The following is a 16,213-nucleotide window of genomic DNA, read 5'->3' as shown; positions in this document are numbered from 1 at the left end:
GGAGCTATTACAACAAAATACTGCCGGCCTTTTTCAACGGAATCGACCCAAAGCGGATGTCCCTTGGTTGCCCGCCAATGTCCGCTGCTGAGGCAAAGTTGATATAATCGCCCGGGGACGACACCGGGTGATTTGGCTTCGCGCTTCAGCTCAACCAGAACTTCGGCGTCGTCGGCTCCAGCCTTCCGCCCATCCGCACCGGTGCGATGCGGAGCGCGAGGCCCGTCGCGTCATCCGTTTCCACCGCGACGCCGCTGAGCGTTGCCGCGCCTGCAGCCGGCTCGAAGCGGCCCGACGGGATTCCCGATGTAAACCTCCGCAGCGGCTCTTCCTTCTGCATGCCGATGATGGAATCGTAATCGCCGGTCATGCCGGCGTCGGTCATGTAGGCGGTGCCGCCCGACAGGATCTGGTGGTCGGCGGTCGGCACATGGGTGTGCGTGCCGACGACGAGGCTGGCGCGGCCGTCGCAGAAGAAGCCGATGCCCTGCTTCTCGCTTGAAGCCTCGCAATGGAAATCGACCACGATGGCGTCGGCGGCAACGCCGAGCGGACAGGCGCCCAACTCGCGCTCGAGCGCGGCGAAGGGATCGTCGAACGGGGTCATGAAGACGCGGCCCAGCGCGTTGACGACGAGCGCGTGCTTGCCGTTCTTGGTCTCGACCAGGGCGGCGCCGCGGCCGGGCGTGCCGCGCGGATAATTGGCGGGGCGCACCAGGCGGTCGGCGCGCTCGATGAAGACGAGGGCCTCGCGCTGGTCCCAGGAGTGATTGCCGAGCGTCACCGCATCGGCGCCGGCCTCGAGAAATTCCTGGTAGATCGCTTCCGTGATGCCGAAGCCGCCGGCCGAATTCTCGCCGTTGACGACGACGAGATCGAGCGACCAGTCCTTGACCATGCCGGGAAGATATTCGGAGACGGCCTCGCGCCCGCTACGGCCGACGACATCACCCACGAAGAGAATGCGCAACTTCAGAACTCCGGAAATCGAACACGTCCGATTCCGTTAGCACATAATCCAGCGCCACGTCGTGGGATAGTGCCGGAACCGCCTCGATCTCCTGCACGGCGAATGCGAGCCCGATGCCGACGATCTGCTTGGTTTTGCGCAGATGCGCGAAGGTGAAATCGTAATGCCCCGCGCCATAGCCGATGCGATGGCCGAGGCGGTCGAAGGCGGCGAGCGGCGTCAGCATGATGTCGGGAATGACTTCGGCCGCAGCAGGTGAAGGTTCGGGAATGCCGAGCGGGCCGAGCATCAGGCGGTCGTTGGGATGGAAGAGACGGAAGATCAGCGACTGGCCGCGCGCGGTGACGCAAGGCAGCGCCAGCCGCGCGCCCTGCTCCGCGAGCACCTTCAACAGCGGCATCGGATCGATCTCGCTGCGGATCGGCGAATAACCCGAGACGATGCTGCCGGGCAGCAGCTTGAACGGCAGGCCACGCTTGGCGAGCTTTGCGGCGGCCGCGATGCGTTTCTTCTCGCTCAGCGCGTCGCGCTTGGCGAGGGCCTTGGCACGGAGTTCGGCTTTGGAGTTGGGCATGTGCGTTTTCCCCCGAAGGCGAAGTCTTTGCTCCGCTGTCATCACCCGCCTTGTGCGCCCTGCGCACTGGGGCGGGTGATCCAGTATTCCAGAGACGCTAGTGCAAAAACCTCGACGCCGCGGCGTACTGGATGCCCCGCCCCCCGTGCGCAATTGCGCACTAGGCGGGGCATGACACTGCCGGTTTGTCGTAGACCCCACTCGACAAGAACGCACTGCAAGCAAACATAACTGCAAGCAAACAAAAGTGCGAAGCCGCGAACGCCGTTGAAGCACTCGATCCCGGAGTTCCCTACGAAAGTAGGTGGGCACCATATGTCCGAGCCCACGGGCCCGGCCAGGGACAGTTCCCTAAAGGATCGATAAGGCCCCGGGGATATATGGCTCCTGACGCACGTCGCAGCCTCGCGGAGGCAATGTAACAACTGTACTGACGAATCGCCAGTGCGGCGAGAGTGCCGAGCTTCGGTGTAGTGAAGCGGGCGGCGAGCCACGACGGAGGTGAACTCCCTCTCCCGCCTGCGGGAGAGGATTGGGGAGAGGGCTCTCACCTCTTGGGGGTTCTCGCCCAGCGGAGACACCCTCTCCCCAACCCTCCCCCGCAAGCGGGGGAGGGAGCGCACTGGCCGCGTGGCTACTATCGAGCTTCAGCCGATCGCGATCCCATTGCCGACGGTGCGGTTCAGGACCTGGGTTGATTTCTCGATGCGCTCGGCGGCGGCGTTCAGGGCGTTGACCACGGCGGTCTGCGTCATGCGGGCGCGCTCGACGGCGGCGTTGCGGAAATCCCTGAGCTCGATCAATTCCTGCTCCAGGGTGCGGACGCGGTTGCTGGTGTCGATCAGCTCATCGCACACGGTGAGCGCAGCCATCACGGTGAGGCGCGCATCGCCGATCTCGCCGAATTTTCCGCGCAGCGACTGGATGCGCGTCTCCAGCGTCTCGGCGAGCTTGAGCAGCCGCACCTCCTGGCCCTCCTCGCAGGCCATGCGATATTGCCGGCCGTTGATGGTGACGTTGATGTGGCTCATCCGTCCTCTCCGGTATCGAGCACCGAGCGTATCGTGACGATCGCGGAATCCAGCCGGTCGGAAATCTCGCGATTGGTGCGCTCGAGCTTGCGTGCCTTCACCAGCGCGCCGTCGAGCTCGTCGGCAAGACGCGAGCGATCCGCGCCGAGCGCCTGGATGCGCGCCGCAAGCTCGTTCTCGTCGCGATCGGCGTCGCGCCGCCGCTCCACCGCACTTTCGAGCGCGTCGAGCGCCGCCGTGAGTCTGCGGGTCGCAATCTCGATCTCGACGGCGGACGACTCCGTCATGGCGGAACTGTTGGATACGCGATCGTTCATGCAGTCAGCGGCGGAACCTGGCGGCCTTTGCCCAGTGGCCTTTCCCTGGAGCTTGCCGTCCGGCAAAAGACTCGGTTCGGCAAGCGGTTAGAAGCAGAAATTTACAAAGCAAGCTAGCCAAGCGCAACGCCGCCGCAAAACTATGCACCGATCAATCGGGGCGGCGTGCCGCTGCGTCGCTTCCGCACGGTGCGATTCCGGCGGAAAACCGATGTCCACACCGGCAACTTTTGCGGCCAAACCGGCGTTCGATTGCCTTGGACTCCCGGAACCGAGGTGCTATCCCAGCGCCAACCTTCAGTGGCCGCCAGGCTTCTCCCCGCGCGGGCAACCATCGCCAAGCGCTTCATTTCAGACGGATTTCAGACATGACGCAGGTCGATCACACCCGTATGGCCAACGCGATCCGCGGCCTTTCGATGGACGCTGTCGAGAAGGCGAAATCGGGCCATCCCGGCCTGCCGATGGGCGCCGCCGACATCGCCACCGTGCTGTTCACGCAGTTCCTGAAATTCGATGCCGCCGCGCCCGCCTGGCCGGACCGCGACCGCTTCGTGCTCTCGGCCGGCCACGGCTCGATGCTGCTCTATTCGCTGCTGTATTTGACCGGCAATTCCGAAATGACGCTGGACCAGATCAAGCAGTTCCGCCAGGTCGACTCGCTCACCCCCGGCCACCCCGAGAACTTCCGCACCAAAGGCATCGAGACCACCACCGGCCCGCTCGGCCAGGGCATCTCGACTGCGGTCGGCATGGCGCTGGCCGAAAAGATGCTCGCCGCCGAATTCGGCAAGAAGATCGTCGACCACCACACCTATGTGCTCGCCTCCGACGGCGATCTGATGGAAGGCGTGTCGCAGGAAGCGATCGCGATGGCCGGGCACTGGAAGCTCAACAAGCTGATCGTGCTCTACGACGACAACGGCATCTCGATCGACGGCCCGACCTCGATCTCCGATTCCGTCGACCAGGTGAAGCGCTTCAAGTCGGCGGGCTGGGCCGCCGAAAAGATCGACGGCCACGACCAGGCCGCGATCGCCGACGCGATCACGCGCGCGAAGAAATCCAATAAGCCGACGCTGATCGCCTGCCGCACCACGATCGGCTTCGGCGCGCCGCACAAGCAAGGCACCTCGAAGGTGCACGGCGAAGCACTCGGTGCCGACGAGCTCAAGGCCGCCAAGGAAAATCTCGGCATTTCGCTCGAGCCGTTCGCGGTCGCCGACGACGTGCTGAAGGCCTGGCGCGCGGCCGGCAGCCGTGGCGCCGCGGCACGCCAGGAATGGGAAGCGCGGCTCGGTGAGCTCGGCAGCCGCAAGCGCGGCGAGTTCGAGCGCCGCCTGCGTCATGAGCGTCCCGCTTCGCTCGCCAAGGCCGTGCGCGCCTATAAGAAGGAGCTGCTGGAAAAGCCGATGACCGCGGCCACCCGCAAGTCGTCGGAAGCGGTGATCGAAGTCATCGCCGGCGCCATGCCGATGGAATTCCTGGCAGGCTCGGCCGATCTCACCGGCTCCAACAACAACAAGGCGAAGTCGGCGACCGCCTTCTCGGCCAAGACGCCGAAGGGCCGCTTCATCCATTACGGCATCCGCGAGCACGGCATGGCCGCCGCGATGAACGGCATTTTCCTGCACGGCGGCTTTGCGCCGAACGGCGCGACCTTCCTCGTGTTCACCGATTATGCGCGTCCGGCGATGCGCCTTGCCGCGCTGATGGGCGCCGGCGTCGTCTACGTGATGACCCACGATTCCATCGGCCTCGGCGAAGACGGCCCGACCCATCAGCCGGTCGAGCATCTCGCCGCGCTCAGAGCCATTCCCAACATGCGCGTATTCCGTCCCTGCGATGCCATCGAGGTCGCCGAGTGCTGGGAGCTCGCGCTCAACCGCGTCGACGGCCCGACCGTGCTGGCGCTGACGCGCCAGAACCTGCCGCAGCTGCGGACCACGGCACCGAACGACAATCCTTGCGCGGCCGGTGCCTATGAACTGGTCGCCGCCCAGGGCGAAGCCAAGGCGACGCTGTTCGCCTCCGGCTCTGAGGTCGAGATCGCGGTCGCGGCCCAGAAGCAGCTCGCGGAACGCGGCGTCGCCTCGCGCGTTGTCTCCGTTCCCTCGCTTGAGCTGTTGCTAGCGCAACCAGAGGCCAAGCGCGCCGCCATCATCGGCAACGCGCCGGTGAAGATCGCGATCGAGGCCGCCGTGCGCTGGGGCTGGGATGCCGTGATCGGCCAGGATGGCGAATTCATCGGCATGCATTCGTTCGGCGAAAGCGGCCCTGCCAAGGAGCTGTACAAGCATTTCGGCATTACCGCCGAGGCCGCGGTTAACGCTGTGCTGAAGCGCGTTTCCTGAGAGTTGAGCTTGCCGCAAAAAAGGACTACCTAATCTCCCATATGATCAAGCACCGCCCGGCTGAACCGGGCGTCCGCCCCTAAAAACCTCGCAGGCGCGCGATCCGCGCGTTGTGCGGGATGACAACGGTCATTGAAGGAGACGAAACATGGCAGTCCGCGTCGGAATTAACGGTTTTGGCCGCATCGGCCGCAACGTCCTGCGGGCTATCGCCGAGTCAGGCCGCAAGGATATCGAGGTCGTCGGCATCAACGACCTCGGCCCGGTCGAGACCAACGCCCATCTCCTCCGCTTCGACAGCGTCCACGGCCGCTTTCCCGGCACCGTCACCGTCGACGGCGACTCCATCAACCTCGGCAACGGCAAGATCAAGGTGACCGCCGAGCGCGATCCCTCGAAGCTGCCCTGGAAGGATCTCGGCGTCGACATCGCGCTGGAATGCACCGGCATCTTCACCTCGAAGGACAAGGCTTCCGCGCACCTGACCGCCGGCGCCAAGCGCGTGCTGGTCTCCGCGCCCGCCGACGGCGCCGATGCCACCATCGTCTACGGCGTCAACCACGACACGCTGACCAAGGACCACCTCGTCGTTTCCAACGGCAGCTGCACCACTAACTGCCTCGCGCCGGTCGCCAAGGTGCTGAACGATCTCGTCGGCATCGAGACCGGCTTCATGACCACGATCCACGCCTATACCGGCGACCAGCCGACGCTGGACACGCTGCACAAGGATCTCTACCGCGGCCGTGCCGCGGCGATGTCGATGATCCCGACCTCGACCGGCGCTGCGAAGGCGATCGGCCTCGTGCTGCCCGAGCTGAAAGGCAAGCTCGACGGCGTTGCGATCCGCGTGCCGACCCCGAACGTCTCGGTCGTCGACCTCAAGATCGTCGCCAAGCGCGCAACCGACGCCAAGGAAGTCAACGCGGCGATGAAACGCGCCAGCGAGCAGCAGCTCAAGGGCATCCTCGGCTACACCAGCGCGCCCAACGTTTCGATCGACTTCAACCACGACCCGCACTCCTCGACCTTCCACGAGGACCAGACCAAGGTGCAGAACGGCACGCTGGTGCGCGTGATGTCCTGGTACGACAACGAGTGGGGCTTCTCGAACCGCATGGCAGACACCGCCGTTGCGATGGCGAAGGTGATCTGACCAGAGTCTCGTGTCCCGGACGCGGTGCAGCGCGCTTGCGCTGCTCCGCAGGGCCGGGACCCATCTTAAACCGTGGGACTCGCCGTGACGTGGGTCCCGGTTCAGCGCAGCGGCGCCCTGCGCCGCAGCGCGCCCGGGACAAGGAAGCGTGAGATGACGAACAAATTCCGCACCCTCGACGACGTCGACGTGAAGGGCAAGCGCGTGCTGCTGCGCGTCGACCTCAACGTGCCCATGGAGAGCGGGCGCGTCACCGACGCCACCCGGCTCGAGCGCGTTGCACCGACCATCACCGAGCTCGCCGACAAGGGCGGCAAGGTCATCCTGCTCGCGCATTTCGGCCGCCCGAAGGGACGCGATGCCAAGGACTCGCTGAGGCCCGTCGCGGAGGCGCTGGCGAAGGTGGTGAAGAAGCCCGTGGCATTTGCCGAGGATTGCATCGGCGAGCCCGCGGCCAAGGCGGTCGCCGGCTTGAAGGACGGCGACATCCTGTGCCTGGAAAACACCCGCTTCCACAAAGAGGAAGAAAAGAACGATCCCGCTTTCGTCGCGGAAATCGCTAAGCTCGGCGACATCTGGGTCAATGACGCGTTCTCGGCCGCGCACCGCGCCCACGCCTCGACCGAAGGCCTCGGCCACAAGCTGCCGGCCTATGCCGGCCGCACCATGCAGGCCGAGCTGGACGCGCTGGAGAAGGCGCTGGGCTCGCCGAGCAAGCCCGTCATCGCCATCATCGGCGGCGCCAAGGTCTCGACCAAGATCGACCTGTTGGAAAACCTCGTCACCAAGGTCGACGCGCTCGTGATCGGCGGCGGCATGGCCAACACCTTCCTGCACGCGCAGGGCGTTGCGGTCGGCAAGTCGCTGGCCGAGAAGGATCTCGCCGCCACCGCGCTGCGCATCATGGAGAAGGCGGAAGCCGCCAATTGCGCCATCATCCTCCCGGTCGACGCCACCGTCGCCTACCATTTCGCCGCCAACGCGCCGTCGCATGCCTATGGGCTTGATGCGATCCCGGCCGACGGCATGATCCTCGACGTCGGCCCGCAATCGATCGCGCGCGTCCATGCCGCGATCGACGATGCGGCGACGCTGGTCTGGAACGGCCCCCTGGGCGCATTCGAGATGCAGCCGTTCGACCGCGGCACGGTCGCGGCCGCCAAGCACGCCGCCGAGCGCACCAAGGCCAAGAAGCTGATCTCGATCGCGGGCGGCGGCGACACCGTCGCAGCGCTCAACCAGGCCCATGTGGCCGGTGACTTCACCTATGTGTCGACGGCCGGTGGCGCGTTCCTTGAATGGATGGAAGGCAAGCCCCTGCCCGGCGTTGAAGTTCTGCGTAGCAAGTAATCAAGCGGCCTTTGAGGCCCCAACGGGAGACAAAGACAGATGGCTCGGATCACGTTACGTCAATTGCTCGACCACGCGGCGGAGAACGATTACGGCGTACCGGCCTTCAACATCAACAACATGGAGCAGGCGCTGGCCATCATGGACGCGGCCAACCAGGTCGATGCGCCCGTCATCATCCAGGCCTCGCGCGGCGCGCGCTCCTACGCCAACGACGTCATGCTCAAGCACATGATGGACGCGGTTACCGAGATCTATCCGCACATTCCGGTCTGCGTTCATCTCGACCACGGCAACGAGCCGGCGACCTGCATGACCGCGATCCAGGCCGGCTTCACCTCGGTGATGATGGACGGCTCGCTCAAGGCCGACGGCAAGACCCCCGGCGACTGGGGCTACAATGTCGGCGTCACCAAGACCGTGACCGACATGGCCCATCTCGGCGGCATCTCGGTGGAAGGCGAGCTCGGGGTGCTCGGCTCGCTCGAAACAGGCATGGGCGACAAGGAAGACGGCCACGGCGCCGAAGGCAAGCTCAGCCACGACCAGCTGCTGACCAATCCGGACGAAGCCGTGAAGTTCGTGCAGGAGACCAAGGTCGACGCGCTCGCGATCGCGATGGGGACGTCGCACGGCGCTTACAAATTCACCCGCAAGCCCGACGGCGACATCCTCGCCATGAACGTGATCGAGGAGATCCACCGCAAGCTGCCGAACACGCATCTCGTCATGCACGGCTCCTCCTCGGTGCCGCAGGATTTGCAGGACATCATCAATGCCTATGGCGGCAAGATGAAGCCGACCTGGGGCGTGCCGGTGGCCGAGATCCAACGCGGCATCAAGAACGGCGTGCGCAAGATCAACATCGACACCGACAACCGCATGGCGATGACCGGCCAGATCCGGAAAGTTCTCAAGGACAACCCGGAAGAGTTCGATCCGCGCAAGTACCTGAAGCCGGCGATGGAAGCCATGACCAAGCTGTGCAAGCAGCGCCTGCAGGAGTTCAACACCGCAGGCCAGGCCTCCAAGATCAAGAAGGTGCTGACCACCGCCGAGATGGCCAAGCGCTACGCCAAGGGCGAGCTGGATCCGAAGGTGGCGTAAGCGATCCCCGCGTCGCGTAAGCGATCGCGAGGTTGCGTGATCTCTCCTCCCTCTCCCCGTTCTTACGGGGAGAGGGTCGGGGTGAGGGGCTCTCTCCGCGAGTTGTGCCCTATCGACAGACTTGTACCCCCTCACCCGGATTTTACGCGTTGCGTAAAATCCGACCTCTCCCCGCAAGCGGGGGCGAGGTGAAGGTCCGCCCAGCCCGGCCAGCCATTTTACCCAACAGACCTCCCCGACCCCCTGCGACGAACGATAACTCGGCAATTGCCCGAGAACGGTCTATTTTCACGGGCAAGGGCAGAATCGTTTTGGGAGGACCTCTCGATGAATCTGACTGAGCTCAACAAGATCGCGACCGCCATGGTCGCGCCGGGCAAGGGCATCCTTGCCGCCGATGAATCCTCCGGCACCATCAAGAAGCGTTTTGACGCCATCGGCGTGGAATCGACCGAGGAGAACCGCCGCGACTATCGCGAGATGCTGTTCCGCGCCAAGGACGCCATGAGCCAGTACATCTCCGGCGTGATCCTCTATGACGAGACGATCTGGCAGAATGCCAAGGACGGCACGCCGCTGGTCAAGCTGATCGAGCAGGCCGGCGCCATTCCCGGCATCAAGGTCGACGAAGGCACGCAGGCCTTGCCGATGTGTCCCGGAGAGCTCGTCACGGTCGGGCTCGACAGGCTCGCCGAGCGGTTGAAGAAATATTACGAGCGCGGCGCGCGCTTTGCCAAATGGCGCGCGGTGATCGACATCGGCAGCGGCATTCCCTCGATGACGGCGATCAGCGTCAATGCCCACGTGCTGGCGCGCTACGCCGCGCTGTGCCAGGCCGCGCAGATCGTGCCGATCGTCGAGCCGGAGGTGCTGATGGACGGCGACCACGACATCGAGCGCTGCTACGAGGTGACGAGCCGCGTGCTCAACAAGACCTTCCAGGAACTGCGCGTGCAGCGCGTGGCGCTGGAAGGCATGGTGCTGAAGCCGAACATGGCGATATCAGGCAAGAAATGTCCGAAGCAGGGCTCAGTCGAGGAGGTCGCGGAGAAGACGATACGGCTGCTGAAGGCCTGCGTGCCGGCGGCGGTGCCCGGCATCGCCTTCCTGTCCGGCGGCCAGTCGGACGAAGAGGCGACCGCGCATCTCAACGCCATGCACAAGCTTGGGCCGCTGCCCTGGGGCCTGACCTTCTCCTACGGCCGCGCGCTGCAGGCCGCGCCGCAGAAGGCCTGGTCGGGCAAGCCTGAGAACGTCGCGGCCGGCCAGCGCGCCTTCAGTCATCGCGCCCGCATGAACGGCCTCGCCTCCAAGGGCGAATGGCAAAGCAGCTTGGAACAGAAGGCAGCCTAGACCTTGTCGAACAAACCGCCTCCGCCGCGCCCGGCGCCGCGTCTCTATCTCGCGACGCCCGTCGTCGATGATCCCGCGACGCTGGTCGCCGAGCTGCCGGGGCTGATCGCGTCCGCCGACATTGCCGCCGTGCTGCTGCGGCTGAAGGAGACCGATCAGCGCAGCATGATCTCGCGCGTCAAGGCATTGGCGCCGCCGGTGCAGAAGGCGGGCGCGGCACTCCTCGTCGACGGCCATCCTGATATCGTCGCGCGCGGCGGCGCCGACGGCGCGCACCTGCCCGGCATCGCCGCGCTGAAGGAGGCGCTGCCGTCGCTCAAGCCAGATCGCATCGCCGGTGTCGGCGGGCTGACGACGCGGCACCATTCCATGGATGCGGGCGAGATGGGCGCGGATTACGTGCTGTTCGGCGAGCCCGATGCGAAAGGCCAGCGGCCGTCGTCGCAGGCGATCGCCGAGCGGCTCGACTGGTGGGCCGAGCTGTTCGAGCCGCCTTGCGTCGGCTTTGCTACCACGCTGGACGAGGCCTACGATTTCGCCGCCAGCGGCGCCGATTTCGTGCTGGTCGGCGACTTCATCTGGGCCGATCCGCGCGGGCCCAAGGCCGCACTGATCGAGGTCGATGCCGCGATCAAGAAGGCCCATGCGACGGCGCTGGCCGGCCAGGATCCTGCGGGCCAGGAGCACGGCCAGCGCCCGACATGAAGCTCCCGTGCATCACCATGCTGGCCACGCTGCTGCTGACAGTGCCCGCGGCCGCGCAGCTGCAGATCACCCCGCCGGCGACGACGCCGAGCGCACCGGCAGAGAAGCAGAAGCCAAAGCCGCCCGCACCTGCCAAGAAGAAGGAGGCGGCGCCGGCGCCGAAGCCTACGGCATCTCCCAAGCCGTCCGCTTCGCCCAAGCCGGCAACCGTGATCCCCGCGCCGCCGTCCGACGATCCCAACGTCGACCTCGTGTTCGGCGCCTATCAGCGCGGCCAGTACAAGACCGCGTTCGAGCTCGCCACCGTGCGCGCGCAAGCCGGCGATGCCAAGGCGATGACCATGCTCGGCGAGCTCTATTCCAACGCCATGGGCATCCGGCGCGATTACGCCAAGGCGGCCGAATGGTACAAGCGCGCCGCCGATGCCGGCGATCGCGAGGCGATGTTCGCGCTCGCCATGCTGCGCATCTCCGGCCGCGGCGGCCCGGTCGACAAAAACGAGGCGGTCAGGCTGATGGCCTCGGCTGCCAAGCTCGGCGAGCCCAAGGCGGCCTATAACCTCGCTCTGCTCTACCTGGACGGCCAGACGCTGCCGCAGGACGTCCGGCGTTCGGCGGAACTGCTGCGCCAGGCCGCCGATGCAGGCCTGCCCGAAGCGCAATACGCGCTCGCGACCTTCTACAAGGAAGGCACCGGTGTGCCGAAGGACCCCGAACGCGCGGTGCGGCTGCTTCAGGCCGCCGCGATCGCCGACAATGTCGATGCCGAGGTCGAATATGCCATCGCGATGTTCAACGGCACCGGCACGCCGAAGAACCAGCCGGCAGCCGTCGCCCTGCTTCGCAAGGCCTCCCGCCAGGGCAGCGCGATCGCGCAGAACCGGCTGGCCTGGGTGCTGATCAACGGCGTCGGCACGCCCGTGGACAAGATCGAAGGCTTCAAATGGCACCTGGTGGCCAAGACGGCCGGCAAGGGCGACCCCGAGCTCGACAAGCAGCTTTCCGATCTGCCGGCGGATGAGCGCGCCAAGGCCGAGGCCGCCGCCAGGAAGTGGCTCGGGTCCAAATGACTTGACGCGGGGCCCCTCACGGGGCACCCAATCCCCCAAACAGGCGCGTTTCCGCGCCCCTCCCCCCGATCAAGACCAAAAAGCATATGCTGTATTCCGCCACTATCAACGTCATGGTCAAGGCGGCGCGCCGCGCCGGCCGCAGCCTCAAGCGCGATCTCGGCGAGATCGAGCATCTCCAGGTCTCGCTGAAGGGGCCCGCCAATTTCGTTTCGCTCGCCGACAAGCGCGCCGAGGAGATCCTCTACCAGGACCTCGCCAAGGCCCGGCCCGGCTACGGCTTCATCGGCGAAGAGGGCGGCACCCGCGAGGGCACCGACAAGAGCCACACCTGGATCGTCGATCCCTTGGACGGCACCACCAACTTCCTGCACGGCATCCCGCAATTTGCGATCTCGATCGGGCTCGCGCGCGAGGGCACCGTGATCGCGGGCGTGATCTACAATCCCGCCAATGACGAGCTCTACATCGCCGAGCGCGGCAAGGGCGCCTTCCTCAACGACCAGCGCCTGCGCGTCGCCGGCCGCCGCCAGCTGAGCGAATGCGTGGTGGCCTGCGGCCTGCCCCATATCGGCCGCGGCGACCACGAGGAATTCCGCCGCGAGATGACCGCGATCCAGGACCGCGTCGCCGGCTTGCGCCGTTTCGGCGCCGCCTCGCTCGATCTCGCCTTCGTCGCGGCCGGCCGGCTTGACGGGTATTGGGAGCGGAATTTGTCGCCCTGGGACATCGCGGCCGGGCAGATCATGGTGAAGGAAGCCGGCGGCACGGTGAGCGATATCGCGACCCCGGGGGATCCGCTGATCACCGGGCATGTGGTGTGCGGCAACGAGTACGTGCACGGGGAGCTGGTGAAGATTTTGCGGAAACCGGCGTAAGGCGGAAGCTCGCACTCCACATTCCCCGTCATTCCGGGGCGCGCCTCTTGGCGCGAGCTCGGAATCCATTCATCGACCGTGAACGCGGCCCGATGGATTCCGGGCTCGTGCTTCGCACGCCCCGGAATGACAGAGAGAAGCGTCAGTGGCCGGTGTGCGCCCGCGCCGGCCGGCCATGCGCTTCAGCGTCCCGCGCCGGCGCCGGCTCGCGATCCCCCGCCAGCACGCGCTGCACCGAGACGAAGAACACCGGCACCATCAAGAGCGCCAGGATCACCACGGCGATCATGCCGCCCATCACCACGCTGCCGAGCGCCTGCTGGCTGGCGCCGCCGGCGCCGTGGGCGATGGCCATCGGCAGCACGCCACAGATGAAGGCAAGGCCGGTCATCAAAATCGGGCGGAAGCGCAGGCGGCAGGCTTCGATGGTGGCTTCGACCAGCGGCTTGCCTTCTTTCCGCAGATCTTTCGCGAACTCGATGATCAGGATCGCGTCCTTTGCGGCGAGGCCGATGATCGTGATCAGGCCGACGGTGAAATAGACGTCGTTGGGCAGGCCGCGCAGCATAGCGGCAGTGACCGCGCCGACGATGCCGAGCGGCACGGTGAGCAGCACCGCGAGCGGAATGGTCCAGCTCTCGTAGAGCGCGGCGAGGCACAGGAACACCACGAACACCGACAGGGCGAGCAGGAACGGCGCCTGCGAGCCCGACAGCTTCTCCTGCAGCGACTGTCCGGTCCATTCATAGCCGAAACCGCGCGGCAATCGGTCGGCGAGCCGCTCCATCTCGGCGATCGCATCGCCCGAGGTGAAGCCGGGCCTGGCCTCGCCGGAGATGCGCACCGCCGGATAATAGTTGAAGCCGGCGATCTGCGTCGGGCCGCGCGCCCATTCGATCGTGGTGAAGGACGAGAGCGGCACCAGCTGGCCGCGGCTGTTCTTGACGTTGTAGTTGAGGATGTCCTCGGCCCGCATGCGGTCGCGCGCGTCCGCCTGCACCACGACGCGCTGCATGCGGCCGCGGTTCGGGAAGTCGTTGATGTAGTTCGAGCCGAGATTGGTCGAAATGGTGTTGTTGATGTCCTCGAAGGTGACGCCGAACGCGCCGGCCTTCTCGCGGTCGATCATGAGATTGACCACGCCCGCCTCGGGCAGGCCTTCGATATAGACCTTCTGCAGCACCGGGCTGGCATTGGCCTCCGCGATCAGCTGGTCGGCGGCGCGCATCAATTGCTGATAGCCCTTCTGGCCGCGATCCTGGAGGCGGAACGAGAAGCCGGAGGAGTTGCCGAGATTGTCGATCGGCGGCGGCTGCAGCGCCGAGATTTTTGCGTCGCGGATCGACGAGCCCAGGTCGCGGTTGACGTCGTTGACGATCGCGGCAGCGGAGTCCTTCGGCCCGCGCTCCGACCAGTCCTTCAGCGTGATGAAGGCCTGGGCGGTGTTCATGCCCTGGCCGGAGAAGCTGAAGCCGGTGAGGAAGGTGACGTTGTCGACGCCCGGCCGCGCGGCGAGATATTTTTCGACCTTCTCGATCACGGCCTCGGTGCGGGCATAGGACGAATCCGACGGCGTCTGCACGTCCGTGGTGATGAAGCCCTGGTCGTCGACGGGCAGGAAGCCGCCGGGCAGGTTGACGAAGGCCCAGGACAGGCCGACCAGCAGCGCGGCATAGACCAGCATCAAGCGGCCGGTGCGATTCAGCGAAAAGCCGACGGTGCGCGAATAGCGTTCCTTGACGCCTTCGAGCATGCGGTTGAACCAGCCGAACACGAAGTTGGTCGAATGACCGTGCCCCTTTGCCACAGGCTTCAACAGCGTCGCGCACAGCGCCGGCGTCAACGACAGCGCCAGGAAGGCGGAGAAGCCGATCGCGGCGACCATGGTGACGGAGAACTGGCGATAGATGATGCCGACCGAGCCCGGGAAGAACGCCATCGGCACGAACACCGCCATCAGCACCAGCGTGATGCCGATGATGGCGCCGGTGATCTGCGACATGGCTTTCCGCGTCGCTTCCTTCGGCGGCAGGCCTTCCTCGGCCATGATGCGCTCGACGTTCTCGACCACGACGATGGCGTCGTCGACGAGGATGCCGACCGCGAGGACCATGCCGAACATCGAGAGCATGTTGATGGAATAGCCGGCGAGCAGCAGCGTGGAGCAGGCGCCCAGCAACGCCACCGGGACCACGATGGTCGGAATGATGGTGTAGCGGATGTTCTGCAGGAACAAGAACATCACCACGAACACCAGCACCACGGCTTCGACCAGCGTCGTCAGCACCTTCTCGATCGAGGCCTCGACCACAGGCGTGATGTTGTAGGGGATCTCGTAGGTGATGTTGGCCGGGAAGAAGCGCGACAGCTCCTTCATCTTCGCTTCGACCGCGCTGGCGGTCGCCAGCGCATTGCCGGTCGGCGACATCAGGACCGACAGGCCCGCCGTCGGCTTGCCGTCGAGGCGCGTGTTGAACTGGTAGCTGAGGCCGCCGACCTCGACGCGCGCGACATCGCGCAGGCGCACGGTCGAACCGTCGGCATTGGCACGCAGGATGATGGCGCCGAACTCGTCCGGCGAGGAGAGCTGGCCCTTGACCAGCACCAGCGCAGAGGTGCGCTGGTTCGAGGTCGACGGCTCGGCGCCGATGCTGCCGGAAGCGACCTGCGCGTTCTGCGCGGTGATGGCCTTGTTGACGTCGTCGGCGGTCAGGCCATAGCCGACCAGCTTGGCCGGATCGACCCAGACACGAAGCGAGCGCTCGGTCGAGTACAGTGTGGCGCGGCCGACGCCGGGAATGCGGCGGATCTCGCCGAGCACGTTGCGGATCATGAAGTCGCCGAGGCCGACTTCATCCAGGCTGCCGTCGGTCGAGTTCAGCGTGATGATCTGCAGCACTGCGCTCGAGGCCTCCTCGATCAGGATGCCCTGCTGCATCACCGCGCGCGGCAGGCGCGCCTCGACGCGCTTGATGCGGTTCTGGACCTCGACCGAGGCGGCACTGGTGTCGGTGCCCGGCTGGAAGTTGGCGATGATCTCGACCTGGCCGAGCGAGTCGCTGGTCGATTCGAAATTGAGGATGTTGGCGGCGCCGTTGAGCTCCTCCTCGATCAGCCGCGTGACGCTGTTGTAGAGGTTTTCCGGCGAGGCGCCGGGATAGCTGGTCGAGACCGAGATCGAGGGCGGCGCGATGATCGGATATTGCGCGATCGGCAGCAGCGGCACCGCGATCGCGCCGATCAAGCAGATGAACAGCGCGACCACCCAGGCGAAGATCGGCCTGTCGATGAAGAAACTCGGCATTGGCCGTTTTATCCTCGTTGTTCGGTTAGACCCTCATGGTGAGG

General features: G+C 65.7%; 13 protein-coding genes and 1 other RNA gene. 8 read left to right on the top strand and 6 right to left on the bottom strand.

Features of this window, described 5'->3' with window-relative positions; genetic code table 11:
* Positions 1-145 precede the first annotated feature (145 nt).
* From ACVWYQ_RS28670 to ACVWYQ_RS28650, 5 genes are all read right to left on the bottom strand, one after another.
* The gene (locus ACVWYQ_RS28670; RefSeq protein WP_404545948.1) at positions 146-970 is read right to left on the bottom strand and encodes a TIGR00282 family metallophosphoesterase; all 825 of its coding nucleotides are present in this window, start codon (positions 968-970) and stop codon (positions 146-148) included.
* On the bottom strand, positions 948-1,544 hold the full coding sequence (locus ACVWYQ_RS28665; RefSeq protein WP_456726597.1) for a 5-formyltetrahydrofolate cyclo-ligase: 597 nt from the start codon (positions 1,542-1,544) through the stop codon (positions 948-950). The genes ACVWYQ_RS28670 and ACVWYQ_RS28665 overlap by 23 nt, the downstream gene beginning before the upstream one ends.
* A gap of 248 nt (positions 1,545-1,792) precedes the next feature.
* Positions 1,793-1,953, bottom strand: a non-coding RNA gene (ssrS, locus tag ACVWYQ_RS28660) — 6S RNA.
* Between the two features lie 238 nt (positions 1,954-2,191).
* Positions 2,192-2,575 carry a cell division protein ZapA gene (locus tag ACVWYQ_RS28655; protein ID WP_404545944.1) on the bottom strand — a complete coding sequence of 128 codons (384 nt, stop codon included), beginning with the start codon at positions 2,573-2,575 and terminating at the stop codon, positions 2,192-2,194.
* Positions 2,572-2,892 carry a DUF4164 domain-containing protein gene (locus tag ACVWYQ_RS28650; protein WP_014439722.1) on the bottom strand — a complete coding sequence of 107 codons (321 nt, stop codon included), beginning with the start codon at positions 2,890-2,892 and terminating at the stop codon, positions 2,572-2,574. Before ACVWYQ_RS28650 ends, ACVWYQ_RS28655 begins: the two co-directional genes overlap by 4 nt.
* Before the next feature lie 368 nt (positions 2,893-3,260).
* Here ACVWYQ_RS28650 and tkt point away from each other — a divergent pair, with 368 nt between their 5' ends.
* From tkt to ACVWYQ_RS28610, 8 genes are all read left to right on the top strand, one after another.
* Entirely contained in the window at positions 3,261-5,246 is a 1,986-nt protein-coding gene (tkt, locus tag ACVWYQ_RS28645) for a transketolase (protein WP_456726596.1), read from the top strand.
* Between the two features lie 148 nt (positions 5,247-5,394).
* Positions 5,395-6,402 (top strand): type I glyceraldehyde-3-phosphate dehydrogenase, encoded by a 1,008-nt coding sequence (gene gap / locus ACVWYQ_RS28640; protein WP_271542876.1) that lies wholly within the window; start codon positions 5,395-5,397, stop codon positions 6,400-6,402.
* Between the two features lie 153 nt (positions 6,403-6,555).
* Positions 6,556-7,752 (top strand): phosphoglycerate kinase, encoded by a 1,197-nt coding sequence (locus ACVWYQ_RS28635; protein ID WP_456726595.1) that lies wholly within the window; start codon positions 6,556-6,558, stop codon positions 7,750-7,752.
* Positions 7,753-7,791: 39 nt separating this feature from the next.
* The gene (fba, locus tag ACVWYQ_RS28630) at positions 7,792-8,859 is read left to right on the top strand and encodes a class II fructose-bisphosphate aldolase (protein ID WP_025034030.1); all 1,068 of its coding nucleotides are present in this window, start codon (positions 7,792-7,794) and stop codon (positions 8,857-8,859) included.
* A 327-nt stretch (positions 8,860-9,186) separates the two neighbouring features.
* Positions 9,187-10,212, top strand: a complete 1,026-nt coding sequence (locus ACVWYQ_RS28625; RefSeq protein WP_271542874.1) for a class I fructose-bisphosphate aldolase — start codon at positions 9,187-9,189, stop codon at positions 10,210-10,212.
* Between the two features lie 3 nt (positions 10,213-10,215).
* Positions 10,216-10,917 (top strand): thiamine phosphate synthase, encoded by a 702-nt coding sequence (locus ACVWYQ_RS28620; protein ID WP_275497987.1) that lies wholly within the window; start codon positions 10,216-10,218, stop codon positions 10,915-10,917.
* Positions 10,914-11,987 (top strand): tetratricopeptide repeat protein, encoded by a 1,074-nt coding sequence (locus tag ACVWYQ_RS28615; protein WP_271542872.1) that lies wholly within the window; start codon positions 10,914-10,916, stop codon positions 11,985-11,987. The genes ACVWYQ_RS28620 and ACVWYQ_RS28615 overlap by 4 nt, the downstream gene beginning before the upstream one ends.
* An 86-nt stretch (positions 11,988-12,073) precedes the next feature.
* A complete protein-coding gene (locus ACVWYQ_RS28610; protein ID WP_157283741.1) occupies positions 12,074-12,865 on the top strand; it encodes an inositol monophosphatase family protein in 792 nt (263 codons plus the stop codon).
* A gap of 142 nt (positions 12,866-13,007) precedes the next feature.
* On the opposite strand, the gene ACVWYQ_RS28605 is transcribed toward ACVWYQ_RS28610, so the two are convergent.
* On the bottom strand, positions 13,008-16,169 hold the full coding sequence (locus ACVWYQ_RS28605; RefSeq protein WP_157283740.1) for a multidrug efflux RND transporter permease subunit: 3,162 nt from the start codon (positions 16,167-16,169) through the stop codon (positions 13,008-13,010).
* Positions 16,170-16,213: the final 44 nt, after the last annotated feature.

The sequence above is a fragment of the Bradyrhizobium sp. USDA 3397 genome (assembly GCF_054060965.1).
Note: the sequence above shows the minus strand (reverse complement) of the source record. Positions and strands in the feature narration are given on the sequence as shown.

Coding starts and splice junctions, on each gene's coding strand:
- ACVWYQ_RS28655 (WP_404545944.1), bottom strand. CDS start 2,575: ATGAGCCACATCAACGTCACCATCAACGGCCGGCAATATCGCATGGCC.
- ACVWYQ_RS28610 (WP_157283741.1), top strand. CDS start 12,074: ATGCTGTATTCCGCCACTATCAACGTCATGGTCAAGGCGGCGCGCCGC.
- ACVWYQ_RS28605 (WP_157283740.1), bottom strand. CDS start 16,169: ATGCCGAGTTTCTTCATCGACAGGCCGATCTTCGCCTGGGTGGTCGCG.
- ACVWYQ_RS28625 (WP_271542874.1), top strand. CDS start 9,187: ATGAATCTGACTGAGCTCAACAAGATCGCGACCGCCATGGTCGCGCCG.
- fba (WP_025034030.1), top strand. CDS start 7,792: ATGGCTCGGATCACGTTACGTCAATTGCTCGACCACGCGGCGGAGAAC.
- ACVWYQ_RS28650 (WP_014439722.1), bottom strand. CDS start 2,892: ATGAACGATCGCGTATCCAACAGTTCCGCCATGACGGAGTCGTCCGCC.
- ACVWYQ_RS28635 (WP_456726595.1), top strand. CDS start 6,556: ATGACGAACAAATTCCGCACCCTCGACGACGTCGACGTGAAGGGCAAG.
- ACVWYQ_RS28615 (WP_271542872.1), top strand. CDS start 10,914: ATGAAGCTCCCGTGCATCACCATGCTGGCCACGCTGCTGCTGACAGTG.
- ACVWYQ_RS28665 (WP_456726597.1), bottom strand. CDS start 1,544: ATGCCCAACTCCAAAGCCGAACTCCGTGCCAAGGCCCTCGCCAAGCGC.
- tkt (WP_456726596.1), top strand. CDS start 3,261: ATGACGCAGGTCGATCACACCCGTATGGCCAACGCGATCCGCGGCCTT.
- gap (WP_271542876.1), top strand. CDS start 5,395: ATGGCAGTCCGCGTCGGAATTAACGGTTTTGGCCGCATCGGCCGCAAC.